Here is a 26,155-nt window from a genome sequence, read left to right on the forward strand (position 1 = left end):
CGTCGCCGCCCTTGCGAACAAAAGTTACACGATCGTGCAAGAAGCTGTCGCAAGGGGTGGAGGCCGCGACTGGCCTCTGTTAGACCTTCCTCATGACTATTCTGTCCCCTGCCGAACAGAGCCTGTTGGACCGTGCAGCGGCGGCGCCGATGCTGCGGCAGGTGCAGCAATGGGCGGCGATCAATAGCGGATCGCGCAATCTGGACGGGCTGGCCCAGATGGCGGACCATCTGGCGGACGCCTTCTCCGCCTTGCCCGGCGCGTTGCGCCTGATCGATCCTGCCCCGGTCGACACCGTGCTGGCCGATGGACGCATCCAGACCATCATCCATGGCCGCCACCTTCATCTTTCGGTGCGGCCCGATGCCCCCATCCGTTTGCTGCTAACCGGGCATATGGATACGGTTTTTGCCGCCGATCATCCCTTTCAGCAGCAGCAATGGCTGGAACCGGGTGTTCTGAATGGCCCCGGCGTCGCCGACATGAAGGGCGGCATTGCCGTCATGCTGGCGGCGCTGACAGCGATCGAAGCGTCTGACGCGGCGGTGAAGATCGGTTATGACGTCATCATCAACAGCGATGAGGAAGTCGGCAGCGCCTCCTCTGCCGCGCTGCTCAGGGAGGCAGCCGCCGGAAAGATCGCCGCCTTCACTTATGAGCCGGCCCTGCCCGATGGCACGCTGGCCGGTGCGCGCGCAGGCAGCGGCAATTTTTCGATCATCGTCATCGGCCGCAGCGCCCATGCCGGCCGCAATCCCGAAGAAGGCCGCAACGCCCTGCTGGCGGCGGCGGATCTGGCGCTGCGTCTGAAAGCCGGGAGCGGGATCGGCTTTTCCTGCAACCCCGCCAGGATTGACGGCGGCAGCCCGAATAATGTCGTGCCCGATCATGCGGTGCTGAGAGTCAATTTCCGCCCGCGCACGCCGGAGGACGAGATCGTCGCCCGGGCGCTGATCGATCGAGAGATGGCGGACGTCGCGCGCAATCATGACGTCAGCCTGCATCTGCACGGCGGTTTTGGTCGCCCGCCCAAGCCCATGGACGAAAAGGCCGAGCGCCTGTTCGGACTGGTCCGGCAATGCGGCGCCGATCTGGGGCTGGCCATTGGCTGGCGTGATACGGGCGGCGTGTGCGACGGCAATAATATCGCCGCCTGCGGCGTGCCGGTGGTGGACACGATGGGGGTGCGCGGCGGCAGCATCCATAGCGATGCCGAATTTCTATTGACGGACAGCTTGCCCGAACGGGCGCAATTGTCGGCGCTGGCCATATGGCGGATTGCGCAGGGGCAATTTCGGCCGGGCCAATTTCAATCAGGGCAGGACAAGATAGAGGGGATGACCACTTGAGCTTCATCATGCGCATCGCGCGCGCAGACGATTTGCAGACGCTGTATGAAATGGCCAAGCTGACCGGCGGTGGCTTCACCAATCTGCCGCCTGACCGAAAGGCGCTGGCCGCCAAGCTGGAACGGACCGAAACCGCGCTGGCGCGGCAGGGCAACGGCATTGAGGACGAACTGATCGTCATGGTGCTGGAAAATGTCGAAACCGGGCAGGTGCGCGGCACATGCCAGATATTCTCCACCGTCGGGCAAAGCTGGCCTTTCTATTCCTATCGGCTGGGCGTTCTGACCCAGCATAGCCGGGAATTGGGCCGCACCTTCCGCGCGCAGATGTTGTCGCTCACCACCGATCTGGAAGGATCGGCGGAGGTAGGCGGGCTGTTTCTGCATCCGCGCGAACGGGCGGAAGGATTGGGGCTGCTGCTAGCGCGCAGCCGCTATCTCTATATCCGCGCCCATCGCAGCCGCTTTGGCGACAAGGTGCTGGCCGAATTGCGCGGCGTGATCGACGAAGCGGGCGGATCGCCCTTCTGGGACGGGCTGGCCGGGCGTTTCTTCGGCATGAGTTTCCAGGAGGCGGACGAGTTTAATGCGGTGAACGGCAATCAGTTCATCGCTGACCTGATGCCCAAGACGCCCATCTATACCGCGATGCTGACCGACAGCGCGCGCGCCGTCATCGGCCTGCCCCATCCCAATGGCCGGGCGGCGATGCGGATGCTGGAAACCGAAGGCTTCGACAATGCCGGCTATGTCGACATTTTCGATGGCGGGCCGACGATGGTGGGGCAGATCGACCAGTTGAAGACGATCGCGGCGGCGCGTGACATCACGCTGTCCGCCACCCACGACAAGGGCGGCGATCGGATGCTGATCGCCACCGGCACGCTGGCGGATTATCGCTGCACCTGGGGTTTCGTGCAGGAGGATGGCGATGGCGCCGTGTCGCTCGATGCGGCCAGCGCCGCGCGACTGAAGATCGAGATCGGGGACAGCTTCACCATGGCGGGGCGGGCATGAGCGTCAGGGAAATCAATTTCGATGGCATCATTGGCCCTAGCCATAATTATGCGGGGTTGAGCCTGGGCAATCTGGCGTCAGCGCGCAATGCGGGCGCAGCCTCCTATCCCCGCGCCGCCGCCCTGCAAGGGCTGGAGAAGATGCGCGGCAACATCCGGCTTGGGCTGACGCAGGGCGTTTTCCTGCCGCAATGGCGGCCGGACGTCACCTGGTTGAGCAAGCTGGGCACCGATGTCGGCAATGCCGATCCGCATATTCGCGCGGCCGCCATGTCGGCTTCGTCCATGTGGGCGGCCAATGCCGCAACCGTTTCTCCCGCAAGTGATACGGCGGACGGGCGCACCCACCTGACCGTCGCGAACCTCGTCACCATGCCGCATCGCAGCCATGAATGGCCGCAGACGCTGGCGCAGTTGCGCATCGCCTTTTCCGATGAACGCGCCTTTGCCGTGCATGATCCGATCCCCGCGCCCTTTGGCGACGAGGGCGCGGCCAATCATATGCGACTGACGCAAAACCATGGCGAACAAGGTGTTGAAATCTTTGTCTATGGCCGGTCTGGCGGCGCATTCCCGGCACGCCAGCATGTGGAGGCGAGCAAGGCGATCGCGCGTATCCATGGCCTTGACCCGGCGCGCACCCTGTTTGTCGAACAATCGGTGGAGGCGATCGCCGCCGGGGCCTTCCACAATGATGTGGTGGCAGTAGCCAATGAGCATGTCCTGTTCACCCATGAACTGGCCTTTGCGGACAAGGCGGCTTTCTATAGCGCGCTGCGGGCCATCCTGCCCTGCGTAGAGATCGTAGAAGTGCCGGCTAGCGCGGTCAGCCTGACCGATGCGATCAAATCCTATCTGTTCAATGCGCAACTCGTCACCCTGCCCGATGGCGGCGGCATGGCGCTGGTGCTGCCGACCGAGGCGCAGCAGACACCGGCCGTCTGGGCTTGGCTGGAGCAGATGGTCGCGGGCAATGGACCGATCCGGCGGCTGGCGCCGGTGGATGTGCGGCAGTCGATGGCCAATGGCGGCGGCCCTGCCTGCCTTCGCTTACGGGTGGTGGCCGATCCGGCGGACATCGACCCGCGCTTTCTGGTGGATGAGGAACGGTTGGACGGCATTGCCCGAATCGTGTCCGATTTCTGGCCAGAAACCATTGCGCCAGAGGATCTTGGCGACACGCGCCTGATTGCGCGGATCGAGCAGGCATGGTTAACTCTTGTTGACCATCTGCAACTTTCAGGCGACTTGTCTCCCTGACAACAGCCGGGCCCCGGACACCCATGGAACGCATCAAGAGCCTCTTCATCATCAAGACCAAGTTCGAGGCGTTCATGGTCATCTATGCGCTGGCGCTGGGCGCGACGGAGAGGGGCGCTGTCTATATGCAGCAATATCCCGGCATTGGCGGGCAATTACTGGCTTTGGCCTGTTCCGGCGCCGTATTCATGGCGGGTGGCAAGATCATCGACGCAATCGAATATCAGCGCGGCATCTGACTGAATTGCGCGATTGCTAATCCATATCTTCTTTCATCCATAGCGGATGAAACAATGCAGTCATTTGCGCGTTCAACAGCAGTAGCTGTTGGGGGACATGCTACGGCTTGACAACAAAATGCATTAACATGTTAATCTAGATCAAGAAATTTAGAAGGGGATTCGCGGATGCCGGACTCTCGACGGAGTCGAAGCGTGACTGCCGCAGAGTTGGTGCGGAATTTTGCGCACTGGCGGGAAATCGGCGCCAGGGAGCCGGTGCTGGTTACGCATCATGGTCGTGAGACGCACATCCTGATGGGGATGGAGCCTTATGCCCAACTGACCGGCGTAACCGGCCCGACCGATGTCCGCGACCGCACGCAGGATCTGGCGAACCGAATTCATCAGGGCCTTATCCTCTGTAGAAATGATCTCGTCATCGACTTCGCTAACCCTGTCGCCCTTTCCATGGCCAAGCGCTGGGATCGGCAACTGGAAAACAAGTCGCTGTTCGAAGCATTTCCCGAGTTTGCCGGAGCGGTGACGGAGGCTCATATCCGCCATACGCTGGCATCTGGCGAAGCGAGCGCGGCGGATATTCCATCGCCGTTCCGCAAGGATAGCTGGCTTCATTTCGAAACATTTCCATTTGGGGCCGGCATAGCGATCCTGCTGCGCGACATTACCGACGATATGCAGCATCATCGGTTGGCGGACATAAAGACCGCGCTGCTCAAGGCCATGGCTCTGCATGACGGGGTCAGCTATGTACGCATATCGATGCGAGGCTTTGTCGAATCCGTCGATGACAGCTTCTGCACGATGATGGGATTGCCGTGTGAAAAGCTGATCGGCGTGCCCCTGGCCGACCTGATCGCCATGCCCGCGCGACGTGATCTTCGCGAAAATCTGGAACAGGTGCTGAATGGTCAGGGCGACCGCCGGATCGCGACCCAGTTTCTGAGCAATCGAGGGGATTTTGTATCCGTCGATGCCAGCCTGGTGCAGCTTCAGGGAACTTACGGAACCGAGGGAGCCGTTATGGTGATCATCCCCAATGCCGACATTGCGGCGACATCCTGAGCCTTTCAATCCAAATCCCAATTGCCAATTCTCGCCCTGCTGACATGTAAAATATGTATCGACATGACAGGCTCAATGCATAGCTGTCAGATTTTCCTCCACTAACATGGCCTTTCGATCATATTGATCGGCAATTGCTGCGTATATTGCGCAGTTTATTTTTGAACATCCGAACATGGATTGTTGGCCGACGGGCTTTAGTCTGCTGGCATGGGATGGGAAAACGAACATTGCAGGGGATTTCTGCCACTCAGCCTGTCGCGATTGGCTCGTGACCGCCGTGGCAGCACATTGGTGGAAGCGGCTTTTGCCGTTCCGATGCTCATCACCCTGCTAATGGGCATATTGGGTTTTGGCAGTTGGTTCATGACCGCCCACAGCCTGCAACAGGCAGCCAATGATGCGGCGCGAGCCTCGGTGGCCGGCCTTACCACGACGGAGCGCCGCGCATTGGTCGACCAAAGCCTGACTGTCAGTCGCAGCGCATTTCCCGCCCCGGCCGCGCAGACGATCAGCGTCAGCACGACGGAAAGCAGCGGCCATTATACGGTGACGCTAAGCTATAACCTGTCCAATGCTCCGCTCTTTTCCGCCATTCCCTTCCGCTTGCCGGGCGGCGTTCTGCAACGCAGCGCTGTTGTACTGATGAGCACCCCCTGATGCACAGGAAACTTCTTACCAGTCGACGCGGTGGCGCCACGGTGCTGATCGCCGGATCGCTGTTCATGCTGGCTGGCGCAGCGACCGTCGCCGTCGACCTGGGATCAGTCTATCTCGCCCGCCGCCAATTGCAGGGCATTGCCGACGCCACGGCCCTTGCCGCCGCCCAAGGCGGCCGCACGGCGGCAGAACGGCTCGTCAGCCAGAGCGGCGTTAATGGCGTCGCACTCTCCCGCCTGGAAAGCGGCGCTTATGTCGCCGATTCAACCGTCGCGGTGGAAAATCGCTTTCAGGCTGGCGTCACCGGAGGCGCGACGCGGGTGGAAGTGCAACGGCGCGCGCCGCTTTTCTTCGGGCGATTGCTGGTCGGTCGCGACGGGGTCGATCTGGCCGCCCGAGCAGTGGCCGCCCGCAGCGATGCCGCCGCTTTCTCGCTGGGCACTGGCCTCGCTTCGTTGAGCGGCGGCGTGCCCAATATGCTGTTGTCCAATCTGGCCGGAACCGAGCTTAACCTGTCGGTGATGGACTATAATGGGCTGGTCAGCGCCAATCTGGATCTGCTCCGCATTGCAGACGCGCTGAAGGTGCGGACCGGCCGTGATGGCGACGCCTATGGCGCCCTGTTCGATCAGCAAATTCCCTTGTCCGTTCTGTTATCCGCCATGGCCGATACGGTGGCCGGCAGTCCGGCCGCCACGACGCTGCTGACGCTTGCCAATCGCATTCCGGGGCGAACGGTCAGGCTGAGCGACATTGTCGATCTGGGGCCGATGCGCAATGCGACCAGTGGCGCTGGCCAGCCCAACATCCTGCTCGATGCCTTTTCCCTGCTGCGCATGGTGCTCAGCCCGCCTTCGGGCACGGCCGTTCCCATGGACCTGCATGTGGGCGTGCCTGGCCTGACCAGCACGCGGCTGATGCTGGTGACGGGTGAAGGCCAGAGCCGATCGCCGCTGATCAGCGTCACGTCGAAAAAGGATGTGGTGCTGCGCACGGCGCAAACTCGCATCTATCTGGAAAGCACGGTTGCTTCCGTTCTGGCCGGCATCGCGTCTGTCAGGATACCGCTCTATGTCGAACTGGCGGCCGCTGAAGCGCGCCTGTCGGACATCACATGTGGCGACAATGGCGGCGTGACGCTGGCGGTGACGCCATCGGTGGGATCGGCCGCGCTGGCCGATGTCGATGTGAACGCGCTTACCAACTTCTCGACGCCCGCCAATCCGCGCGCAGCGCTTCTAGCGCAGACGCTGGGCACGCGCATCACGGCCTACACCAACATAGCATTGGGGGGCGCGCATGCGCAGACTGTCTTCTTTTCTCCTTCGGAAATCAGCGCGCAGCAGGCCAAGACCGTCAGCACCCAGGATCTGACCCAGGGCATTGCCGCCAGCCTGACCAGCAAGACGCAGGTTCAGGTGTCGGTATTGGGCATAACCGTCAGCAACAGCCCGCTAAGCCCGCTGGTCGGCGCTCTTCTGGGCACCACCGCGCCGCTGCTGGACGGAGTATTGAACAGCGTCACCGCCACTTTGGGGGTGCGCGTGGGCACCGCGGAAGTGCGCGTCCACCAGCGCCGCTGCGGCATCGCCTCCATCGTCGCCTGACGCCTGGCCCCTTGCGCTGTTGGGCAAGCCCCGTCAGGAGCAGCATATGGGCGCTATCATGTTGCAGGGAACCGGATCGGACGTGGGCAAATCGGTGCTGGTCGCCGGGTTATGCCGGACGCTGGTGCAGCGGGGCTATCGGGTGCGACCGTTCAAGCCGCAGAATATGTCCAACAATGCGGCCGTCACCAGCGACGGCGGAGAGATTGGCCGAGCGCAGGCGTTGCAGGCGATCGCCTGTGGCGTGCCCCTTCATACCGATATGAACCCGGTGCTGCTGAAGCCGCAGGCCGATCGGACGTCGCAACTGATCGTCCATGGCAAGGTGCGCGGGGCGCTGGGCTCCGGCAATTTTCGGTCGGCGCGCGGCCAGTTGCTTGGCGCGGTGCTGGAAAGCTATGAACGGTTGAAGGCCCAGTGCGACATCGTGGTTGTCGAAGGCGCGGGATCGCCGGCGGAGATCAATCTGCGCGGCGGCGACATCGCCAATATGGGCTTCGCCCGCGCCGCCAACGTGCCAGTGGTATTGGTCGGCGATATAGACAGGGGTGGCGTGATCGCGGCCGTTGTTGGCACACGAGCGGTGATCGATCCAGAGGATGCCGCGATGATCCAGGGTTTCCTGATCAACAAGTTTCGGGGCGATCCGGCGCTGTTCGAAGATGGCTATGCGCAGATCGAAGCGCTGTCGGGCTGGCGCGGTTTTGGTGTTGTGCCATGGCTGGATGCGGTCGCTCGCCTGCCGAGCGAGGATGCCGTCGTGCTGGAGCAGCGGCGCTTTTCCGCGCAGTCACCGCTGGTGATCGCCTGCCCGGTGTTGCCGCGCATCTCCAATTTCGACGATCTTGATCCGCTGAAGCTGGAACCGGCGGTCGACCTGCGCATGATCGGGCCGGGACAGCCAATCCCGGCGGAGGCGGCACTGGTGATCCTGCCCGGTTCCAAGGCGACGGTGGCCGATATGCGGGCCATGGTCGCGCAGGGTTGGGACATAGACATCAAGGCGCATCATCGGCGTGGCGGCGCAGTGCTGGGCATCTGTGGCGGATACCAGATGCTGGGCCGCACCATTGCGGACCCCGACGGGCTGGAGGGGCCGGCGGGCACGATCGAGGGATTGGGCCTGCTGGATGTGGAAACGATATTGAGCGGCACGAAGACGCTGGAAGCCGTGCAGGGCCGCGCGTTTGAGGCGGCGTTTGGCGGCTATGAAATGCATATGGGGCGCACGAGCGGCCCGGATTGCGAGCGGCCCTTTTCCCTGCTGGATGGGCGGCCGGACGGCGCGGTCAGCCGTGACGGGCGGGTGATGGGCAGCTATGTCCACGGACTGCTGGCCAGTACGGATCTGCGCGATGCGCTGTTGCGGCGGGTGGGCGGCGAATCGGCTGGCGACGACTATGATCGATCGGTCGAAGATGCGCTGGATGAGATCGCTGCGCTGCTGGAAAAGCATGTCGACATCGATGCGATGATCGCACTGGCGCTGGGATGAAGGCACAGACTTGCAGGCAAAGAAAAAGGCGACCAATGGCCGCCTGATTTCTGGAGAATGGTGCACCCGGAACGATTCGAACGTCCGACCCTCAGATTCGTAGTCTGATGCTCTATCCAGCTGAGCTACGGGTGCATATTGCTTGCGAAAGAAAAGGCTGTAAGCCTCGTCCTCCGACACTGCTTGCAATGGTGCACCCGGAACGATTCGAACGTCCGACCCTCAGATTCGTAGTCTGATGCTCTATCCAGCTGAGCTACGGGTGCATATTGCTTGCAAGAGAGAAGGCTATAAGCCCTGTCCTCCGACACTGTTTCCAATGGTGCACCCGGAACGATTCGAACGTCCGACCCTCAGATTCGTAGTCTGATGCTCTATCCAGCTGAGCTACGGGTGCGTTGGAGACGCGCTGATAGAAGCGACCGGACGATTGGGCAAGCTCCTTTTTTGCACTTTTTTGGCGGGGCAACTTTTATTGCCCTTTCCACGTTCAATCGGTCAGGAGGACGCGGAAAATGAGCTTCACCCTGAACCAACTGGCTTTGTTGCTGATCGCGTTGGCGGTTGGCTGGCTGCTGGGCCTGATGATGAGCGGACGCGGCAAATATCGACGGCTTTGGCGCGACGAGCAGGTTGTACAACGGGCCGCCATCAAGGATCGCGATGCGCGGATCGAGGCCGCCAATGCACGCATCGCCGAACTGGAACGCCAGTCCGGCCCGATCGGTGCGGGCACCGCTACCGCCGTTGGAGGCGCCGTGCATGGTCGCGATGATCTGAGCCGAATCAATGGCATAAGCCAGACGCAGGAGGTTGCGCTGAACGAGGCCGGCTATCACCGCTATGGTCAGATTGCGGCGATCAATGCAGAACAGGAGGCGACGCTGGAGGCGCGGCTGGGGCTGAAGCCCGGTACGATCGCGCATGAAGACTGGCGTGGCCAGGCGGCGGAACTGGAACGCGGGCATAAGCCGGGTCTATTCAGCCGGCTGACCGGATCGGCCTGAACGGATAGCCACTGAACGAAGAAGGGCGGGAGTTGCCTCCCGCCCTTTCCTTCTACTTCTTCGCCAGAGCCGCCTGCGCTGCGGCCAAACGGGCGATCGGCACGCGATAGGGCGAGGCCGAGACATAATCGAGGCCGGTCTGTTCGCAGAAGGCGATCGAGGCCGGATCGCCGCCATGTTCACCGCAGATGCCGAGCTTGATGCCGGGGCGGGTCGCCCGGCCGCGTTCGGCCGCCAGTTCGATAAGCTGGCCAACGCCCTCCACATCGATGCTGACGAACGGATCGCGGGCGAAAATGCCCTTGTCGACATATTGGGTCAGGAAGCGACCGGCATCGTCACGGCTGATGCCGATCGTGGTCTGGGTCAAATCGTTGGTGCCGAAGGAGAAAAATTCACCGACTTCGGCGATCTCGCCGGCCTTGAGCGCCGCGCGCGGCAGTTCGATCATGGTGCCGACCAGATAGTCCACCGATGCGCCCTGTTCGGCGAAGACATCCTTGGCGACCTGATCGACGATCGCCTTCATCAGTTCCAGCTCCTTCTTCGTCGCAACGAGCGGGATCATGACTTCGGGGATCGGCGCTTCGCCGCTGCGCTGCTTCACGATCAGCGCCGCTTCGAAGATGGCGCGGGCCTGCATTTCGTAGATTTCGGGATAGGTGACGCCAAGGCGGCAGCCCCGATGGCCCAGCATCGGGTTGAATTCATGCAGTTCTGCTGCGCGACGCTTGAGCGCCTCGACACCGACGCCGGCTGCCTTGGCCACTTCTTCGAACTCCGCCTCGCCATGCGGCAGGAATTCGTGCAGCGGCGGATCGAGCAGGCGGATGGTCACGGGCAGGCCGGCCATCACCATGAAGATCTGCGCGAAGTCGTCCCGCTGTTCGGGCAGCAGCTTGTCGAGCGCGGCGCGACGGCCCTTTTCGCTGTCGGCCAGGATCATTTCGCGGACGGCGGTGATGCGGGCCGCGTCGAAGAACATATGTTCGGTGCGGCACAGGCCCACGCCTTCGGCACCGAAATCGCGCGCGGTCTGGCAGTCGAGCGGAGTTTCCGCATTGGCGCGGACCTTCAGGCGACGAACCTTGTCGGCCCAGGCCATCAGGATGCCGAAATCGCCAGCCAGTTCGGGCTGCACGGTCGGCACTTCGCCCGCCATGACTTCGCCGGTGGCGCCGTCAATGGTCAGGATGTCGCCTTCCTTCAGTTCGCGGGTGCCGATGCGCAGGATCTTGTTGGCATTGTCGATCGACAGGCTGCCCGCGCCGGACACGCAGGGACGGCCCATGCCGCGCGCGACCACGGCGGCGTGCGACGTCATGCCGCCGCGCGCGGTCAGGATGCCCTTGGCCGCGTGCATGCCATGAATGTCTTCCGGGCTGGTTTCGACGCGCACCAGAATGACGGCGTCGCCCAGTTCGTTGCGGCGTTCGGCGGTGTCGGCGTCGAACACGATGAGGCCGCTGGCCGCGCCCGGCGAGGCGGGCAGGCCCTTGGTCAGCACATCGCGGGGCGCCTTGGGATCGAGGGTCGGGTGGAGCAACTGGTCCAGCGCGGCGGGATCGACGCGGGCGACGGCTTCTTCTTCCGTGATCAGGCCTTCATTGGCCATTTCGACCGCAATCTTGAGCGCGGCCTTGGCAGTGCGCTTGCCCGAGCGGGTCTGGAGCATCCAGAGCTTGCCCTGCTGCACCGTGAATTCAATGTCCTGCATGTCGCGATAATGGGTTTCGAGAATGTCGAACACCCGCGCCAGTTCGGCGTAGGTTTCCGGCATCGCTTCTTCCATCGACAGCGGCTTGGCCCCTGCCCGCTCACGCGCCTGCTTGGTGAGATATTGCGGCGTGCGGATGCCCGCGACGACGTCTTCACCCTGGGCGTTGATCAGATATTCGCCATAATAGGCGTTTTCGCCGGTGGCGGGATCGCGGGTGAAGGCGACGCCGGTGGCCGACGTATCGCCCATATTGCCGAAGACCATCGCCTGCACGTTGACGGCGGTGCCCCAGTCGCCGGGGATCGAGTTCAGGCGGCGATAGACCTTTGCACGGTCGGCCTGCCACGAACCAAACACGGCCGAAATGGCGCCCCAGAGCTGATCATGCACGTCCTGCGGGAAGGGCTTGTTCCAGAGCTTCTGGACCAACGCCTTATATTCCGAAACCAGCGCCTTCCAGTCGTCGGCGGTCAGTTCGGTGTCGAGGGTGTAGCCATTATCTTCCTTGGCGATTTCGAGCGCTTCCTCGAACGCGCCATGGTCCAGTTCCAGAACAACGTCCGAATACATCTGGATGAAACGGCGATAGCTGTCCCAGGCGAAACGCTCGTCGCCCGATGCGGCGGCAAGGCCGAGCACGGTTTCGTCGTTGAGGCCAAGGTTGAGGACGGTGTCCATCATGCCGGGCATGGAGATGCGCGCGCCCGACCGGACCGACACGAGCAGCGGATCGGCCGCATCGCCAAACGCCTTGCCAGTGACGGCTTCGATATGGGCAATGCCGTTGGCGACTTCGGCCTTCAGGCTGTCGGGATAGACGCCGCCATCGGTGTAATAGCGGGTGCACATTTCGGTCGTGATGGTGAAGCCCGGCGGCACCGGCAGGCCGATGGCGGCCATGCCGTCCAGATTGGCGCCCTTGCCGCCCAGCAGATTCTTGTCGCCCTTGCCCCCGTCATTCACGCCGCCGCCGAAACGATAGACATAACGCGTGGTGCTGCTCATCTGGGCCTCTTCCGTCATAACCATAGTACCGGCTCTCCCTGCACTGAATTGCCGTGATTGTGCGTTGCAATAATAATGCCGCAATTAGCGGTTTACGATAGATTAGAACAGGAGATAACGCGCTTAACTTCGCATATTTCCCGCCAAACTGGTAATTTCGTTTCCTTATCCCGTAATTTTCGAAAAGTCGGCAACATTGTGCACTGCATCACGCACCCGCGCCAGCAGCGCGAGGCGAGTCGTGCGCTTCGCCGGATCGGCGTCATTCACCGTGACAGCGTCAAAGAAGGCGTCGATCGGCGCGCGGAGCGTGGCGAGCGCGGCCATGGCGCCCTCAAACTCCTCGGCCGCGACCGCCTGTGCCGCGCGGGGTTCGGCAGCGTCCAGCGCTGCGATCAGGTCAGCCTCCGCCTTTTCCGGTTCATAGGACAGCGAAATGGCGTCGGCGCTGTCCACCCCTTCCTTCTTGAGGATGTTGGCGGCGCGCTTGTAGCCGGCGAGCAGGTTCGCGCCATCGTCGGTCGCGACGAAGGACTGAAGCGCCTTCACGCGGGCGAGCAGGCGGACGAGATCGTCTTCGCCGCCAAGTGCGAACACCGCGTCGATCAGGTCGTGGCGGACGCCGGCTTCCTTCTGCTGGACCTTGAGGCGGTCGGCGAAGAAATCGAGAAGCGCATCTGTCGTCTGTTGCGGAAGTTTGAAGTCCTTCCATTTTTCGGGATTATCTTTCGATAATCGCTGGTTCAATTCGTTCAATTTCTCGAATGACAATTCTGGATAATCCGTCAAAACCCCTTGCCAATGATCCAAATCAGCACGTGTCACCTGCAATGCAACTGTCATTGCATGGTAGTGACAAATTGGCGAGAGTGGAACTTTTAGATTATTACCCAATATTAACTGGGTGATCCCAAGTGCCGCTCGCCGAAGGGCGAAGGGATCTTTGGAACCTGTTGGCAACAAGCTCCACGAAAAGAAGCTCGTCAACGTATCCAGCTTATCCGCCAGAGACACCGCCACCGTCAGCGGAGCGGTCGGCACTTCATCACCCTGCCCGACCGGCTTATAATGGTCGCGGATGGCGTCCGCCACGGCATCGGGCAAGCCTTCTGCACGGGCGTAATAGCCGCCCATCACGCCTTGCAATTCCGGAAATTCGCCGACCATTTCGGTGACGAGGTCGGCCTTGGCGAGGCGGGCGGCCTGTTCGGCCAAATCCGCCAATTCTTCCTTGTGCTCCTGCGAAAGCAGGAGCCTAGTGCCAGATTGCGCTTCGTCGCCCTGGGCTCCTGCGTTCGCAAGAGCACTGGAGCCGACGATCCCCTCTTCCACCAGCCAGCGGGCGAGCTTTGCGACGCGCTCCACCTTGTCGGCTACGGTGCCCAGTTTCTCGTGGAAGGTGATACGCTCCAGCTTTTGCGCATGGTCGGCCAGCCTGGTCTTGCGGTCCTGTTCCCAGAAGAAGCGGGCGTCGGAGAGACGCGCGGCCAGCACCTTGCGGTTGCCGGCGACGATCGCCGCGCCGCCATCCTTCGCCTCGATATTGGCGGTGCAGATGAAGGCGGGGGCCAGCTTGCCAGCCGCGTCGCGCAGCACGAAATATTTCTGGTTGATGCGCAGGGTTAGCTGAATGACTTCAGGCGGCACCTCAAGGAAGGCCGGGTCGAAATCGCCCAGCAGCGGCACCGGCCATTCGGTCAGGCCCGCATTTTCCGCGATCAGGCCCTTATCCTCGATCACGCTATAGCCATGGGCGGCGGCGGCTTCGTCCGCCCTGGCGGCGATGATCGCCTGCCGTTCCTGATGGCTGACGATCACATGGCAGGCGCGCAGCTTTTCGGCATAGTCATGCGCGCCGCCAATGGTGATTTCACCGGCATGGTGGAAGCGATGGCCAAGCGTGGCGTAGCCCGACCGCAGCCCTTCAATCTCAATCTCGACAAGCTCTTCGCCAAGGATGGCGACGATGCCCTTGAGCGGGCGAACCCAGCGCAGGCTTTCGGTCGTCTGGCTGGCGGCGCCCCAGCGCATCGATTTGGGCCAGGGGAAGGCGCGGACGACGGCGGGGACAGCCTGCGCCAGAACGTCGGCGGTCGCGCGGCCGGGCTTGTTCACCACGGCGAACCAGACGCCGTCGCGATCCTCCAGCTGATCCTGAGTCAGGCCGGTCTTGCGCAGAAAGCCTTCCAGCGCCTGCGCCGGCGCGCTGGTGCGGGGGCCTTTAAATTCTTCGCTGACTGCGGCTGTTTCCAGCGGCAGGCCGCGCGCGATCAGCGCGAGACGGCGCGGCGTGACGAAGCTGTCGATGGACGCGGGCTTGAGGCCGGCCTTGGCCAGTTCTTCGGTGAAGAGGCGGGCGAGGTCTTCGGACGCCTTCAATTGCATGCGTGCGGGAATTTCTTCGCAGCGCAGTTCGAGGAGGAAATCGGTCATGGATCAATTCTTCCGTTCGTCTCGAGCGAAGTCGAGAGACGTGGAGGGCAGTTGGCGCGCGCGTGTCTCGACTTCGCTCGACACGAACGGCTGTGGGATAAGAGCGCCCTCCCCACTCATGCGGCCCACCCGTTCACTTCCATCCACTTTTCGCAGCTGCCCTTCGCCATGTCGCGGACCTGGCCCATATAGCTGGCGCGTTCCTGTACGGAGATGACGCCGCGCGCCTGAAGCAGGTTGAAGGTGTGGCTGGCCTTGATCGCCTGTTCGAAGGCCGCCAGCGGCACGCCATTTTCGATGCACCGATCATATTCCGCGCGGCAATCGCGGAACCAGCGGAACAGCTTTTCGGTGTCGGCGACCTCGAAATTCCATTTCGACATCTGCCGCTCATTTTCGAGGAAGACGTCGCCATAGGTGACGCCGGCATCGTTGAATTTGAGGTCATAGACGCTGTCGACGCCCTGAATATACATGGCGAGCCGTTCAAGGCCGTAGGTCAGTTCGCCCGCGACCGGCTTGCAATCGAAGCCGCCCATCTGCTGGAAATAGGTGAACTGGGTGACTTCCATGCCATCGCACCAGACTTCCCAGCCAAGGCCCCAGGCACCCAGCGTCGGGCTTTCCCAGTCATCCTCGACAAAGCGGATGTCGTGGACCAGCGGATCGATGCCGATTTCGACCAGAGAACCCAGATAGAGTTCCTGGAGGTTTGCAGGCGAGGGCTTCATGATCACCTGATATTGGTAATAATGCTGAAGCCGGTTGGGATTTTCGCCATAGCGACCGTCGGTCGGGCGGCGGCTGGGCTGCACATAGGCGGCGTTCCAGGCGTTGGGACCAAGCGCGCGCAACGTGGTCGCCGGGTGGAAGGTGCCTGCGCCCACTTCCATGTCGAGCGGCTGGAGGATGACGCAGCCCTGTTTCCCCCAATAGGCATGGAGGGTCAGGATCAGGTCCTGGAAGGAAAGCACTTTGCCTTCGGCCACGGATGGTCCTTCGAATATGACGGTTTTGATTGGTCCGCGCCTTGGCGCATGGCCGCCGGGTGGTCAAGGAAAAGCGGCGGGAAACAGGGTTAAGTCGCTTGCCGTCGGCCCGCCCGCTCCCCATTGAGGGAGGCATGAAGATGATCCCTGCCCTGTTGCGGGCTTTAAGCGCCGCGTTGCTGATGATCGGCGGCGCGGCTGAAGCCCGGCCTGCCGCCACGGCCACCCCTGCTTTGTGGCAGGTGAAGGATGCCGACACGACCATATGGTTGTTCGGCACGGTCCATGTGATGAAGCCGGGGATCGACTGGTTCGACGGCAAGGTGAAGGCGGCTTTCGACGGATCGGACGAGTTGGTGCTGGAGATTATCGAGCCGGATGATCCAAGCGCGATGGGCGCGACCATGGCGCAGATGGCGCTGGCCAAGGACGGGGTGACATTGTCCGACCGGCTGGAGCCGGATGCGCGGGGAAAATATCAGGCGGCGATGGATGCGAACGGCCTGCCCTGGCGGACATTCGACATGTTCAATCCGTGGATGAGCGGCATGGCCCTGTCCGTCGCGCCGCTGGAAAAGCTGGGCTACAGCAACCAGTTGGGCGCGGAGAAGATTTTGCGCAAGGCGGCGCAGGATGCCGGCAAAAAGCTGGGCGCGCTGGAGACGGTGGAGCAGCAGGTCGGCTTCTTCGCCGAACTGCCGATGGCGCAGCAGGTGGAGTTTCTGAATGCGACCGTCGACGGCCTGCCGGAGATGGAGAAGGAATTTGCCGACCTGCTGACCTATTGGCAGGCGGGGCAGCCCGACAGGCTGGCGAAGTCGATGAACGAGTCGCTGGAGACCACGCCGGAACTGGCGCAGGTGCTGCTGACCGGGCGCAACGCCAGTTGGGCCAAGTGGATCAAGGCGCGGCTGGAGCAGCCGGGCAGCGTCTTCATTGCGGTGGGCGCGGGCCATCTGGCCGGCAAAGGCAGCGTGCAGAATCAGTTGAAGGCGCTGGGCATCCGCACCCGCCGCGTGAAGGAGTAAGGGGATGATGCGCCTGATGACACGCTTTCTTGCACTATTCGCGCTGGTGCTGGTGGCGGCTTGCGGCAAGGCGCCCGAACCAGCGCCTGCGCAGGGCGGCCCGGCGCTGTGGCAGGTGCAGCGCGGCGCATTCAAGGGATGGCTGTTCGGGACGATCCATGTGCTGCCCAAAGGCGTCGCCTGGGACACGCCGGCGATAAAGGAGGCCATGGCCGGGTCCGACCGGCTGGTGCTGGAAGCGGCGGACCTTCAGGATGAGCAGAAGACGCTGGGCCTGTTCGAGAAGATGGGGCGCAGCCCCGGCCTGCCGCCGCTGGAACGGCGCGTGCCGGAAGAGGAGAAAGCGCCGCTGCTCAAGGCGATGAGCGACGGCGGCACCAGTTCGCAATTGCTGTCCGGCTATGAAAGCTGGGCGGCGGCGATGCTGTTGTCGGCCGCCAGCCAGCAGGATCTGGGCGTCAGTCAAAGCGATGGCGTGGAGCCGGTGCTGATCGCCACGTTCAAGAAGGCGAAGAAGCCGATCGGGGGGCTGGAGACGGTGGAGCGGCAGTTCGGCGCGTTCGACACATTGCCCGAAGCGGCGCAATCGCGCCTGCTGGTGCAGACCATCCATGAGGCCAAGGGGATGAAGGCGCTGTATGACCGCATCCTCAAAGCCTGGCTGAAAGGCGACATGGAGGCGATCGCCAAGGAAGACCAGATTGGCGAGCAGCCCGACCCGATGGTCGAGGAAGCGGTGCTGGTGCAGCGCAACCGCGACTGGGTGAAGGCGATCGAGCCGATGACGGGCAAACCCTTCATCGCGGTGGGCGCCGGGCATCTGACGGGGCGCGAAAATCTGATCGACCTGCTGGAGGCCAAGGGTTTTACGGTGACGCGGGTTCAGTAAAGACTATGGGCGGGGCCATTTTATGTGCCCCGCCCCATGGCCGATCAATAGGCAAAGCGTATGCTGGCCAGCACGGTCGCGGGATCGGCGTAATTTTTATAATAGACGCCGGTGGAGGGGATCCAGGTCGAACTGACCGGCTTGTTTGCGCCCAATATGTTCTTGCCCGTCAGCGCGAACTGGAAGCGATCGTCCGGCAAAACCCAGCTGATCGATCCGTTGACGAAAGTCTGGCCCGGCACCCGATCCTGCGCGCGGGCGAGCGCGTTGGAATAGAAGCTGCTCTGATATTGGGCGTTGGCCGACAGGCGCAGATGGCTGCCGCTGGCGCCCAATGGCAGATCATAGGTGGCGCCGCCCGACAGCGACCATTTGGGCGCGTTGGTCAGCGGATTGCCATCGGCATCCACGCCATTGCCGCCCGCGCCCTTATAATCATCATAGACGGCTTTCAGATAGCCGCCCGATGCCTGAAGGCTGAGCGCATCGGTCAGCCGCAGGTCGTTTTCCAGTTCCACGCCCCAGCTATGCGCCTTGCCCGCATTGCCGCGACGACTGCCGACATAGGCAGGGTCGTAGAAGGACACCTGAAGATCCTTATAATCATTATAGAAGACCGCCAGATTGCTGCGCAGCGCGCGGCCGAACAGCCTGGCCTTCAACCCGCCTTCATAGGTGGTCACTTTCTCCGGGTTGAAGGGTAGCGTCGCCAGATCGAGCCGGGTGGCCCGATTGTCGAAGCCGCCGGATTTGAAGCCGCGCGACCAAGTCAGATAATTGAGCAGGTTGGGCGTCCATTGCGCCTGCACCGAGACTTTGGGGGTCAGCGCCTTCCACGTTTTTTCCGCCTCCCCGGCGATGGATTGCGCCACGACATTGCGATCGTCGTCGATCACCTTGTTGTCGAAGACGAACCGCTTTTTCTCGATCGTGCCGCGAATGCCGGCGGTCAGGCTGAAGATGGCGTTCGCCTGCCATGTGCCTTCGCCAAATATGGCATAGGCGTCGGTATAGGTGATGTTGTGGGCGCGCTGTTTATTGACCGGCGCGGTCGCGGCCGTGCCAGTGCGGCTGAAACCGTCACGCTCCACGAAGAAGCGTTCATGCAAGTAGAAGAGGCCGCTGGTGAAGCTGACGTCGCCCAGATCGCCGTTCAGCTGCACCTCCTGACTGATGAACTTGTCATTATAATGGATCAGGTTTTTCTGGATCAGCGCCGCCTGTCCGTCATTTTCATAATAGACGGGGTTGAGGTTGAAGCCGCCCGCCGCCGTGATCGACTTGACCGAAAGCTGCGGCGAAAGGGTGTAGATGAGGCGCAGCGATCCGTTGAGCGCGTCGAGATGCTGAAGCGGCTCCACCTCCGAATAGGAGCGGCGACGGCTGAACGTGCCGCCGGGCTGATTGACCGGGATGTAGGAGCGGCTGTCGCTGCGGTCGCGGATGACATTGACCGTCAGTTGCGCGTCGAGATCGTTAATGCCGGTGAAGCGCAGCTTGCCGCGCCATCCGTCCAGATCGATGCGGTTCACATCATGGCCAAGCGTGGGATTATAGGTCACGCCGTCGCGCGAACGATGAATGTAGGAGATGCTGGCCGACAGCGCATCCTTGACGATCGGGCCGCTGACCAGTGCGCGCAACTGAACATCATTATAGCTGCCATAGCCCGCTTCGGCGGTGACATGGGTCGTATCGTCGGGATCGCGAGTGATGAGGCGCAGCGCGCCCGCGCTGCTGTTGCGACCGTAAAGCGTGCCCTGCGGCCCGCGCAGCAACTCCACCCGCTCCAGATCGACAAACTCGCTCATCGATCCGATCTGGCGGGGGACATAGACGTCATCGACATAGACGGCCAGCACCGGCTCCTGAATGGGATCGCTCTCCCCCACCCCGCGTAGCGAGAAGGTCTGCGTCGTGTGGCTGATCGAGGTGCGCGCCACGAACAAATTGGGCACCTGCCCCGCCAGATCGCGCACGCTGGTGATGTTGCGCTGTTCCAGCAGGTCAGGCGTGAAGGCGGAAATGGCGATCGCGGTCTTTTGAAGATCGGTGGCGCGGCGTTCGGCCGTGACGATGATTTCGCCGCCGCCCGCCGCATCGTCGGCCGGCGCGTCCTGCGCCTGTGCGACCTGAACAAGTGCGGCTGCCGCGATGGCCGCCGATGCGCCATGCGCCAAGAAGTGAGAGAAAGATTTCATGCTGGTTCCCGGACGGCCCGCCCCTCGCGGCCCTTTGAAATGCCTACTAATTAGATAGACAATTTCGACAATCGAGTTGTGCTACGGGATCGTTGAGCAGCGCTGAAGCTTTGCGGCGGCGCGCCCTGCGCACGGGTTTCGGCCGGAGGCGAAGCCATCGCGCTTCCCGCCCCTTGCCTTTCCGCCCTTTTCTGCTAAAGGGCCGCCTTCCCGCGATGGTCATCCCTGGAGGCGTGGCGGGAAAGTACATCAATTAGCTTTTGGAGACACGCAATGAGCGAGCAGCTTACGCTGTCGGCAGAGGCACGCGATCGGGCAGGCAAGGGAGCCTCCCGCGCTCTCCGCCGTGAGGGCCGCGTACCCGCCGTCATCTATGGTAACAATGAAGAACCCCAGTCGATCCACGTTGAGGAAAAGCTCCTCAACAAGCAGCTCGGCACCGGCCACTTCTTCAATTCGGTGATCATGGTCGAAATCGGCGGCAAGACCGTCCGCACCCTGGCCAAGGACGTGGCTTTCCACCCCGTCACCGACCGTCCGCTGCACGCCGACTTCCTGCGCGTTTCGGAACATGCCACCGTGACCGTCGCAGTCCCCGTGCGCTTCGAAAATGAAGGCGCTTCGCCGGGCCTGAAGAAGGGTGGCGTGCTGAACGTCGTCCGTCACGAAGTCGAACTGGTCGTCGACGCCGCTGAAATCCCCGAAGACGTCGTTGTCGACCTGAAGGGCTTCGAAGTCGGCGATTCGATCCACATCAGCGCCGTGACCCTGCCCAAGGGTGCGAAGACCGCGATCGACGATCGTGACTTCACCATCGCGACCATCGTTGCTCCCTCGGCTCTCAAGAGCGCCGAAGGCGACGCGGAAGCCCCGGCCGAAGGCGAATAAGCCTTTCGACGGCAAGCCTTTACAGGCTGGAAATTCAGATCCCGCTCGCCTACCCGGCGGGCGGGATTTTTCTTTGGAGCTTTACCGATGCAAATCTGGGCCGGCCTGGGCAATCCGGGACAGCAATATGCGATGCACCGGCATAATGTCGGCTTCATGGTCGCAGACCTGATCGCGGACATGTATCGCTTCTCCCCGCCCAAGAAGCAGTTTCAGGGCTGGGTGCAGGAAGGCCGCATCGGCACGCAGAAAGTCCTGCTGGTGAAGCCCGCCACCTTCATGAACGAAAGCGGCCGGTCGATCGGCGAGGCGATGCGCTTCTACAAGCTGACGCCGCAGGACGTGACCGTGTTCCACGACGAACTGGACCTGGCGCCGATGAAGGTGAAGGTGAAGCGCGGCGGCGGCAATGCCGGGCATAATGGCCTGCGGTCGACCGACGCGCATATCGGCGCGGACTTCCGCCGGGTGCGGATCGGCATCGGCCATCCGGGGCACAAGGACAAGGTCCATGGCTATGTGCTGGGCAATTACGCCAAGAGCGAGATGGACGCGCTGACCGACATGCTGGCCGCCATCGGCGCGGAGGCCGAATGGCTGGCGAAGAATGACGACGTGCGGTTCATGAACGAGGTGTCGCGCCGGCTGGCCGACTGATCGCTCAGTTCGCCAGAGCCTGTTGCGTCAGCGGCCCCGCCTGCATGGCGGGCGGCAGCATGGGGTTGGTGCTGTGCCATGTCGGCACCCATTTGCTGGGCATATGGCCCCACATGTTGAGTTGGCCCAGCGCATCGAACAAACCCAGATATTGGTGATAGGCGACGCCCGTCACATTTTCCGCGATCGGGCAGCCCAGCGTCACCACATTCAACCCGTGCACCCGATCGGGCGAGAGCGACTGGATGGCGTTGCCGATCTGCAATGCGCCCTTGCTATGCCCGATCAGCAGCCGCAGCGGCCGATCCCGATCCTTCAATATGGCGTGCAGCACATCGGCGGATCCTGATCCGTGGCGGAACACCGGGCCGCCATGCACTGTCTTGGCTTCGGGCGTGGAGGCTGCGAGTTGACGACCAATACTGGCGGTTTGCGGCGCGACATTGGCCAGGCTGTTCTGCACCAGGCTCTTGGCCTGCAACCAGTCATACAAGCCATAGCCGAACCAGCCGCCCAGCGATTGCAGTACGACATCCGCCACGCCATAGCCGGGGACGATGGCCAGCACCGGCTGTTGCAGGGCGACCGATATATCCCATGCCAGCGCCGCGCTGCCCAGGGCGGAACTGCCAACGCCGGTGATGGTGGCGATCATCACCTGTCGCGTTTCTTCATAAGGCGAGGATAGAAACTGCTCCACATCCTTATATTTATGGACATAGGGCGCGGTGCTGGCGTCGATCAGCAGCAAGGATCCTTCCGGATCGGACAGCGCATCGAAACTGACCATGCGCGAGGGCAGCTTTTCCCCCATGCCGGCGGCGACGCGATCCTTCTCCGCCAGTTCGGACTGAAGGCCGGGCACGTCGTAGAAGATATTGTCCAGCATCGTGTTGAACAGGCGGCAGGCGCGCACCGATGGTTCAACCAGCCATTTGGGCAGTTCGAAGCCGGTGAGCGGCATGTCGGAAGATTTGGAGTGATTGTCCCCTGTCGGCATGACGAATCTCCTGATCGATACGCCATGATAACAACATGACGCCGCAATGCAGCATAGACACAAAGGCTGTTAGCCCCGATTTTCGGCAAATATTCTCCGCCATCGAAAATTATTTCGCAAATGCAGGATGATGACGATGACAGAAGATGCAAGATGAGCGATCATCGGTTGCTTGCGTGCGACCAGTTGAAACTAGTGCATTGCCCCGCGTCGCATTGCCGGGGCATAGAGGCGCGGGCGTTCTTGCCACAGAGGGGAAAAATCGGGTGATCCAGACCGTTGCGACGCAACCCTTTACCGACCAGAAGCCGGGCACATCGGGCCTGCGCAAGAAGGTCCGCGTCTTTCAGCAGCCCCATTATGCCGAAAATTTCGTCCAGTCGGTGTTCGACAGCCTGGACGGCTATGAAGGGCAGACGCTGGTTGTGGGCGGCGACGGCCGTTATCTGAACCGCGAAGTGATCCAGACCGTGTTGAAGATGGCGGCGGCCAATGGCTTTGGCCGGGTGCTGGTGGGCAAGGGCGGCATATTGTCGACGCCGGCGGCATCGCATCTGATCCGCTCATCGGGCGCCTTTGGCGGCCTCATCCTGTCGGCCAGCCACAATCCGGGCGGGCCGGACGAGGATTTCGGCATCAAATATAATATCGGCAATGGCGGCCCTGCGCCGGAGAAGGTGACGGACGCCATCGCCGCCCGATCTCTGGCGATCGACAGCTACAAGCTGTTCGACGGGCCCGACGTGGACATCGACGCGATCGGCAGCAGCCTGTTGGGCGGGATGACGGTCGAGGTGGTCGATCCGGTCGCCGGCTATGCCGACCTGATGGCAAGCCTGTTCGATTTCGGCGCGATCCGGGCGATGATCGCAGGCGGCTTCACCCTCGCCTTCGACAGCATGAGCGCCGTCACGGGGCCTTACGCCGTCGAGATTTTCGAAGGACGGCTCGGCGCGCCGGCCGGGACGGTGATGAACGGCACCCCGCTGCCCGACTTTGGCCATCATCATCCCGACCCCAATCTGGTCCATGCCAAAATATTGTACGACCGGATGATGGCGGCCGACGCCCCCGATTTCGGCGCGGCGTCCGATGGCGATGGCGACCGCAACCTCATCATCGGCCGGCATTGCTATGTGACGCCATCGGATTCGCTGGCCGTGCTCGCGGCCAATGCGCATCTGGCGCCGGGCTATGCCGCGGGCCTCAAGGGCATTGCGCGTTCGATGCCGACCAGCGGCGCGGCCGACCGGGTGGCGGAGAAGCTGGGCCTGCCGCTGTATGAAACGCCGACGGGATGGAAATTCTTCGGCAATTTGCTGGACGCCGGCATGGCGACCATCTGTGGCGAGGAAAGCGCAGGCACCGGGTCCGACCATGTGCGCGAGAAGGACGGCATCTGGGCGGTGCTGCTCTGGCTCAACATATTGGCCGTGCGCCAGCAGAGCGTCGCGACGATCATGGCCGATCATTGGACAACCTATGGCCGCAACTATTATGCGCGCCATGATTATGAAGCGATCGCGAAGGACAAGGCCGATGCGCTGATGGCGGCGCTGCGTGATAAACTAGACAGCCTGCCCGGCACGACCAACAGCGGCGGCGTGGTGAAGAGCGCCGACGATTTCGCCTATACGGATCCGACCGACCAGTCGGTCAGCAAAAATCAGGGCGTGCGCATCCTGTTTACGGACGGGTCGCGCGTGGTGTTCCGCCTGTCGGGCACCGGCACGGAGGGCGCGACGCTGCGCGTCTATATCGAACGCTATGTCGGGCCGGACGGCGAACTGGGACTGGAAACGGAGGTGGCGCTCGCGCCGTTGATCGCCGCGGCGCAGGAAGTGGCCGACATTGCCGGCTATACCGGAATGGATCAGCCCAGCGTCATCACCTGATGCAAGGATCGGTTGCGTGAGGACATAAACTCACAACCGGGAAACAAGGCGGAAACGCATCCGCCGTAGAAGGGACAGGCAGCCGCACGCGTCGGTTGCCTGTCCTTTTCTGTTTCCGGGAACTCCATGCGCCGCCTCGCCCTTTGCCTGTCCGCCTGTTTCGCCCTGTCTGCTGTCCCGGTTCATGCCGCCACCAGCGAGGATGAGCAATTCTGGCTCAACCTGACGGCGATGGGATCGGTGAAGGACAAGATCGTCTATTTCGCAGAAATCCAGCCACGCATCGGCGACGGCGTGTCGCGGGTCGATCAGGCTTTGTTTCGCGGCGCGCTGGGATGGAAATTCTCACCCTCTCTGACCCTGTATCAGGGCTTCGCCCATGTCGTCGTGCCGATCGAGGGCGGCAAGGACGCCAATGAAGAGCGGAGTTTCCAGCAGATCAGCTGGATCATGGGCAAGCCTTTGGGCGGCGAATTGTCCTCCCGCACGCGGCTGGAGCAACGCTGGCGGTCCAATGGCGACGATATGGGATGGCGGGTGCGCGAGATGCTCCGTTACGAAAAGCCGTTGAAGGCGAATAGCGATGCGGTGAATGCGCTGGTCTATGCCGAAGGCTTTGCCGCACTCAACGACACCGACTGGGGCGCGCGCAGCGGCTTCGATCAGTTGCGCAGCTTCGTTGGCGCGGAACTGGGTCTGCCCGGCGCCTCCACACTGGAGGTCGGCTATCTCAATCAGCTCATCAATCAGCGCGGCGGCAACACGCGCGTCAATCATGTGGCGTCGGTGACATTGTTTTTCCGCCATTGAGGGCGCGGACGGCCTGTCCTAGGACAAGGCATGTCGTGGCGATCGAGAACCCTGTCGGCGCTGGCCTTTATCGGCGTCTTTTCCGCTTTTCACATCGCGACCGGGCCGTGGGAAGATGAGGACCAGCAGGACTATCGCGCATTGGCGGCCATCAGCACGCAGGTCGTGATGCGGCGTGCATCCACCGCCAAGCCCGAAGCGATCAGGGACTGTATGCTGGCGATCCCGCCCAGCCTGCTCAACCTTCACCAGTTGCAGGCCGGAGACGGGATCATAGTCACCAATATCGTCCAGCGCCTGTTGATCACGATCACGCCGAAAGGAAGCGGCGCGCAGGTGACGGTGCAGCGTCCGCCCGATCGCGAGTTGCGCCGGCTACATCGGGCGGCGCTGCTGCGATGCCTGGGGTGAGGCCTATTTCTCGTGCAGTTTCGCCCAGAGGGCGCTCGTCCCGGCCTCCTGCGCGCGGGTGGTGAATTGTGCTGCGACCAGCCAGCCCTTGATCGGGCGCATCGGCAGCACCGTCGTCAGGATCAGCACTGGCACGCCCACGGCCAGATGCACCCAGAGCGGCGGCCGCGCCATGATTTCCAGCATCAGGATGAAGATGACGCCCGGCACGCAGGCGAAGAGCTGAACGAAGACAGCCGGGCCGTCGGCCGGGTCGGCGAAGCTGTAATCAAGGCCGCACACTTCGCAATGGTCGCGCAGCGTGAGGAAGCCGGTGAAGATATGCCCCTCGCCGCAGCGGGGGCAACGGCCCAGGACGCCGGTTTCGTGCGCCGGGCGCTTTTTCCAGCGGCCGCCGGCCTCGTCGGTCCAATAGGCGTGACCATCCTCTTCCATGTCGTCTCCTGTCTGCGCATCTCTTGCGCCCGGTCATGCCCCGTGTCGATTGCGCCTTTTGTCCAAGGCTGGCCTTTCGCGCGACAAAGCGCTATCG

General features: G+C 62.4%; 22 protein-coding genes and 3 tRNA genes. 16 read left to right on the top strand and 9 right to left on the bottom strand.

Annotation, left to right across the window (positions count from 1 at the left end):
* The first annotated feature begins 92 nt into the window (after window positions 1-92).
* The 8 genes from ACFOKF_RS10380 to ACFOKF_RS10415 all read left to right on the top strand — a co-directional run bounded on the left by ACFOKF_RS10380 (window position 93) and on the right by ACFOKF_RS10415 (window position 8,690).
* Entirely contained in the window at window positions 93-1,349 is a 1,257-nt protein-coding gene (locus tag ACFOKF_RS10380; protein ID WP_380795490.1) for a hydrolase, read from the top strand.
* On the top strand, window positions 1,346-2,365 hold the full coding sequence (locus ACFOKF_RS10385; protein WP_380795491.1) for an arginine N-succinyltransferase: 1,020 nt from the start codon (window positions 1,346-1,348) through the stop codon (window positions 2,363-2,365). Before ACFOKF_RS10380 ends, ACFOKF_RS10385 begins: the two co-directional genes overlap by 4 nt.
* Window positions 2,362-3,624 (top strand): N-succinylarginine dihydrolase, encoded by a 1,263-nt coding sequence (locus ACFOKF_RS10390; protein ID WP_380795492.1) that lies wholly within the window; start codon window positions 2,362-2,364, stop codon window positions 3,622-3,624. Before ACFOKF_RS10385 ends, ACFOKF_RS10390 begins: the two co-directional genes overlap by 4 nt.
* Window positions 3,625-3,647: 23 nt before the next feature.
* Window positions 3,648-3,863 (top strand): hypothetical protein, encoded by a 216-nt coding sequence (locus ACFOKF_RS10395; protein WP_380795494.1) that lies wholly within the window; start codon window positions 3,648-3,650, stop codon window positions 3,861-3,863.
* 195 nt (window positions 3,864-4,058) lie between these two features.
* Window positions 4,059-4,928: a PAS domain-containing protein gene (locus ACFOKF_RS10400; protein ID WP_380795496.1), complete on the top strand. Its 870-nt coding sequence runs from the start codon at window positions 4,059-4,061 to the stop codon at window positions 4,926-4,928.
* Window positions 4,929-5,192: 264 nt separating this feature from the next.
* Window positions 5,193-5,588 carry a TadE/TadG family type IV pilus assembly protein gene (locus ACFOKF_RS10405; RefSeq protein WP_380795498.1) on the top strand — a complete coding sequence of 132 codons (396 nt, stop codon included), beginning with the start codon at window positions 5,193-5,195 and terminating at the stop codon, window positions 5,586-5,588.
* Window positions 5,588-7,195, top strand: coding sequence for a pilus assembly protein TadG-related protein (locus ACFOKF_RS10410; protein ID WP_380795499.1), 1,608 nt, complete (start codon window positions 5,588-5,590; stop codon window positions 7,193-7,195). Before ACFOKF_RS10405 ends, ACFOKF_RS10410 begins: the two co-directional genes overlap by 1 nt.
* A 46-nt stretch (window positions 7,196-7,241) precedes the next feature.
* Window positions 7,242-8,690: a cobyric acid synthase gene (locus ACFOKF_RS10415; protein WP_380795501.1), complete on the top strand. Its 1,449-nt coding sequence runs from the start codon at window positions 7,242-7,244 to the stop codon at window positions 8,688-8,690.
* A 58-nt stretch (window positions 8,691-8,748) separates the two neighbouring features.
* On the opposite strand, the gene ACFOKF_RS10420 is transcribed toward ACFOKF_RS10415, so the two are convergent.
* The 3 genes from ACFOKF_RS10420 to ACFOKF_RS10430 form a co-directional block, all read right to left on the bottom strand.
* Window positions 8,749-8,825, bottom strand: a tRNA-Arg gene (locus ACFOKF_RS10420).
* A 54-nt stretch (window positions 8,826-8,879) separates the two neighbouring features.
* A tRNA-Arg gene (locus ACFOKF_RS10425) sits at window positions 8,880-8,956 on the bottom strand.
* 54 nt (window positions 8,957-9,010) lie between these two features.
* Window positions 9,011-9,087, bottom strand: a tRNA-Arg gene (locus tag ACFOKF_RS10430).
* A 118-nt stretch (window positions 9,088-9,205) separates the two neighbouring features.
* Between ACFOKF_RS10430 and ACFOKF_RS10435 the strand changes: the two genes are divergently transcribed.
* Window positions 9,206-9,697 (top strand): hypothetical protein, encoded by a 492-nt coding sequence (locus tag ACFOKF_RS10435; RefSeq protein WP_380795502.1) that lies wholly within the window; start codon window positions 9,206-9,208, stop codon window positions 9,695-9,697.
* A gap of 52 nt (window positions 9,698-9,749) precedes the next feature.
* On the opposite strand, the gene ppdK is transcribed toward ACFOKF_RS10435, so the two are convergent.
* From ppdK to ACFOKF_RS10450, 3 genes are all read right to left on the bottom strand, one after another.
* Complete coding sequence (ppdK, locus tag ACFOKF_RS10440; protein ID WP_380795503.1) at window positions 9,750-12,446, bottom strand: pyruvate, phosphate dikinase; 2,697 nt, start codon at window positions 12,444-12,446, stop codon at window positions 9,750-9,752.
* Window positions 12,447-12,587: 141 nt separating this feature from the next.
* Window positions 12,588-14,855 carry a glycine--tRNA ligase subunit beta gene (gene glyS, locus ACFOKF_RS10445; RefSeq protein WP_380795504.1) on the bottom strand — a complete coding sequence of 756 codons (2,268 nt, stop codon included), beginning with the start codon at window positions 14,853-14,855 and terminating at the stop codon, window positions 12,588-12,590.
* Between the two features lie 116 nt (window positions 14,856-14,971).
* Complete coding sequence (locus ACFOKF_RS10450) at window positions 14,972-15,844, bottom strand: glycine--tRNA ligase subunit alpha (RefSeq protein ID WP_380795505.1); 873 nt, start codon at window positions 15,842-15,844, stop codon at window positions 14,972-14,974.
* A gap of 134 nt (window positions 15,845-15,978) precedes the next feature.
* Between ACFOKF_RS10450 and ACFOKF_RS10455 the strand changes: the two genes are divergently transcribed.
* Both ACFOKF_RS10455 and ACFOKF_RS10460 read left to right on the top strand, forming a co-directional pair.
* Entirely contained in the window at window positions 15,979-16,872 is an 894-nt protein-coding gene (locus tag ACFOKF_RS10455) for a TraB/GumN family protein (RefSeq protein ID WP_380795507.1), read from the top strand.
* A 4-nt stretch (window positions 16,873-16,876) separates the two neighbouring features.
* Window positions 16,877-17,761 (top strand): TraB/GumN family protein, encoded by an 885-nt coding sequence (locus ACFOKF_RS10460; protein ID WP_380795508.1) that lies wholly within the window; start codon window positions 16,877-16,879, stop codon window positions 17,759-17,761.
* Between the two features lie 44 nt (window positions 17,762-17,805).
* Here ACFOKF_RS10460 and ACFOKF_RS10465 read toward each other — a convergent pair whose 3' ends face one another.
* The gene (locus ACFOKF_RS10465; protein ID WP_380795509.1) at window positions 17,806-19,962 is read right to left on the bottom strand and encodes a TonB-dependent receptor; all 2,157 of its coding nucleotides are present in this window, start codon (window positions 19,960-19,962) and stop codon (window positions 17,806-17,808) included.
* A 273-nt stretch (window positions 19,963-20,235) separates the two neighbouring features.
* Here ACFOKF_RS10465 and ACFOKF_RS10470 point away from each other — a divergent pair, with 273 nt between their 5' ends.
* Together ACFOKF_RS10470 and pth are read left to right on the top strand one after the other, a co-directional pair.
* The gene (locus ACFOKF_RS10470; protein WP_380795510.1) at window positions 20,236-20,850 is read left to right on the top strand and encodes a 50S ribosomal protein L25/general stress protein Ctc; all 615 of its coding nucleotides are present in this window, start codon (window positions 20,236-20,238) and stop codon (window positions 20,848-20,850) included.
* 87 nt (window positions 20,851-20,937) lie between these two features.
* A complete protein-coding gene (pth, locus tag ACFOKF_RS10475) occupies window positions 20,938-21,507 on the top strand; it encodes an aminoacyl-tRNA hydrolase (protein WP_380795511.1) in 570 nt (189 codons plus the stop codon).
* Between the two features lie 4 nt (window positions 21,508-21,511).
* Here the strand turns inward: pth and ACFOKF_RS10480 are convergent, their stop codons facing one another.
* Window positions 21,512-22,507 (bottom strand): hypothetical protein, encoded by a 996-nt coding sequence (locus ACFOKF_RS10480; RefSeq protein WP_380795512.1) that lies wholly within the window; start codon window positions 22,505-22,507, stop codon window positions 21,512-21,514.
* A 266-nt stretch (window positions 22,508-22,773) separates the two neighbouring features.
* Here ACFOKF_RS10480 and ACFOKF_RS10485 point away from each other — a divergent pair, with 266 nt between their 5' ends.
* The 3 genes from ACFOKF_RS10485 (at window position 22,774) to ACFOKF_RS10495 (ending at window position 25,623) form a co-directional block, all read left to right on the top strand.
* Window positions 22,774-24,402, top strand: coding sequence for an alpha-D-glucose phosphate-specific phosphoglucomutase (locus ACFOKF_RS10485; RefSeq protein WP_380795513.1), 1,629 nt, complete (start codon window positions 22,774-22,776; stop codon window positions 24,400-24,402).
* 126 nt (window positions 24,403-24,528) lie between these two features.
* Window positions 24,529-25,212, top strand: a complete 684-nt coding sequence (locus tag ACFOKF_RS10490; protein ID WP_380795514.1) for a DUF2490 domain-containing protein — start codon at window positions 24,529-24,531, stop codon at window positions 25,210-25,212.
* 30 nt (window positions 25,213-25,242) lie between these two features.
* Window positions 25,243-25,623: a hypothetical protein gene (locus ACFOKF_RS10495; protein ID WP_380795515.1), complete on the top strand. Its 381-nt coding sequence runs from the start codon at window positions 25,243-25,245 to the stop codon at window positions 25,621-25,623.
* 3 nt (window positions 25,624-25,626) lie between these two features.
* Here the strand turns inward: ACFOKF_RS10495 and ACFOKF_RS10500 are convergent, their stop codons facing one another.
* The gene (locus ACFOKF_RS10500; RefSeq protein ID WP_380795516.1) at window positions 25,627-26,058 is read right to left on the bottom strand and encodes a DUF983 domain-containing protein; all 432 of its coding nucleotides are present in this window, start codon (window positions 26,056-26,058) and stop codon (window positions 25,627-25,629) included.
* Window positions 26,059-26,155: the final 97 nt, after the last annotated feature.

It is taken from the genome of Sphingobium rhizovicinum (assembly GCF_042647625.1).
GTDB classification, from domain to species: Bacteria; Pseudomonadota; Alphaproteobacteria; order Sphingomonadales; family Sphingomonadaceae; genus Sphingobium; species Sphingobium rhizovicinum.

Coding starts and splice junctions, on each gene's coding strand:
- ACFOKF_RS10460 (WP_380795508.1), top strand. CDS start 16,877: ATGATGCGCCTGATGACACGCTTTCTTGCACTATTCGCGCTGGTGCTG.
- ACFOKF_RS10410 (WP_380795499.1), top strand. CDS start 5,588: ATGCACAGGAAACTTCTTACCAGTCGACGCGGTGGCGCCACGGTGCTG.
- ACFOKF_RS10390 (WP_380795492.1), top strand. CDS start 2,362: ATGAGCGTCAGGGAAATCAATTTCGATGGCATCATTGGCCCTAGCCAT.
- ACFOKF_RS10465 (WP_380795509.1), bottom strand. CDS start 19,962: ATGAAATCTTTCTCTCACTTCTTGGCGCATGGCGCATCGGCGGCCATC.
- ACFOKF_RS10480 (WP_380795512.1), bottom strand. CDS start 22,507: ATGCCGACAGGGGACAATCACTCCAAATCTTCCGACATGCCGCTCACC.
- ACFOKF_RS10380 (WP_380795490.1), top strand. CDS start 93: ATGACTATTCTGTCCCCTGCCGAACAGAGCCTGTTGGACCGTGCAGCG.
- ACFOKF_RS10500 (WP_380795516.1), bottom strand. CDS start 26,058: ATGGAAGAGGATGGTCACGCCTATTGGACCGACGAGGCCGGCGGCCGC.
- ACFOKF_RS10395 (WP_380795494.1), top strand. CDS start 3,648: ATGGAACGCATCAAGAGCCTCTTCATCATCAAGACCAAGTTCGAGGCG.
- ACFOKF_RS10455 (WP_380795507.1), top strand. CDS start 15,979: ATGAAGATGATCCCTGCCCTGTTGCGGGCTTTAAGCGCCGCGTTGCTG.
- glyS (WP_380795504.1), bottom strand. CDS start 14,855: ATGACCGATTTCCTCCTCGAACTGCGCTGCGAAGAAATTCCCGCACGC.
- pth (WP_380795511.1), top strand. CDS start 20,938: ATGCAAATCTGGGCCGGCCTGGGCAATCCGGGACAGCAATATGCGATG.
- ACFOKF_RS10470 (WP_380795510.1), top strand. CDS start 20,236: ATGAGCGAGCAGCTTACGCTGTCGGCAGAGGCACGCGATCGGGCAGGC.
- ACFOKF_RS10415 (WP_380795501.1), top strand. CDS start 7,242: ATGGGCGCTATCATGTTGCAGGGAACCGGATCGGACGTGGGCAAATCG.
- ACFOKF_RS10490 (WP_380795514.1), top strand. CDS start 24,529: ATGCGCCGCCTCGCCCTTTGCCTGTCCGCCTGTTTCGCCCTGTCTGCT.
- ACFOKF_RS10435 (WP_380795502.1), top strand. CDS start 9,206: ATGAGCTTCACCCTGAACCAACTGGCTTTGTTGCTGATCGCGTTGGCG.
- ACFOKF_RS10495 (WP_380795515.1), top strand. CDS start 25,243: ATGTCGTGGCGATCGAGAACCCTGTCGGCGCTGGCCTTTATCGGCGTC.
- ppdK (WP_380795503.1), bottom strand. CDS start 12,446: ATGGTTATGACGGAAGAGGCCCAGATGAGCAGCACCACGCGTTATGTC.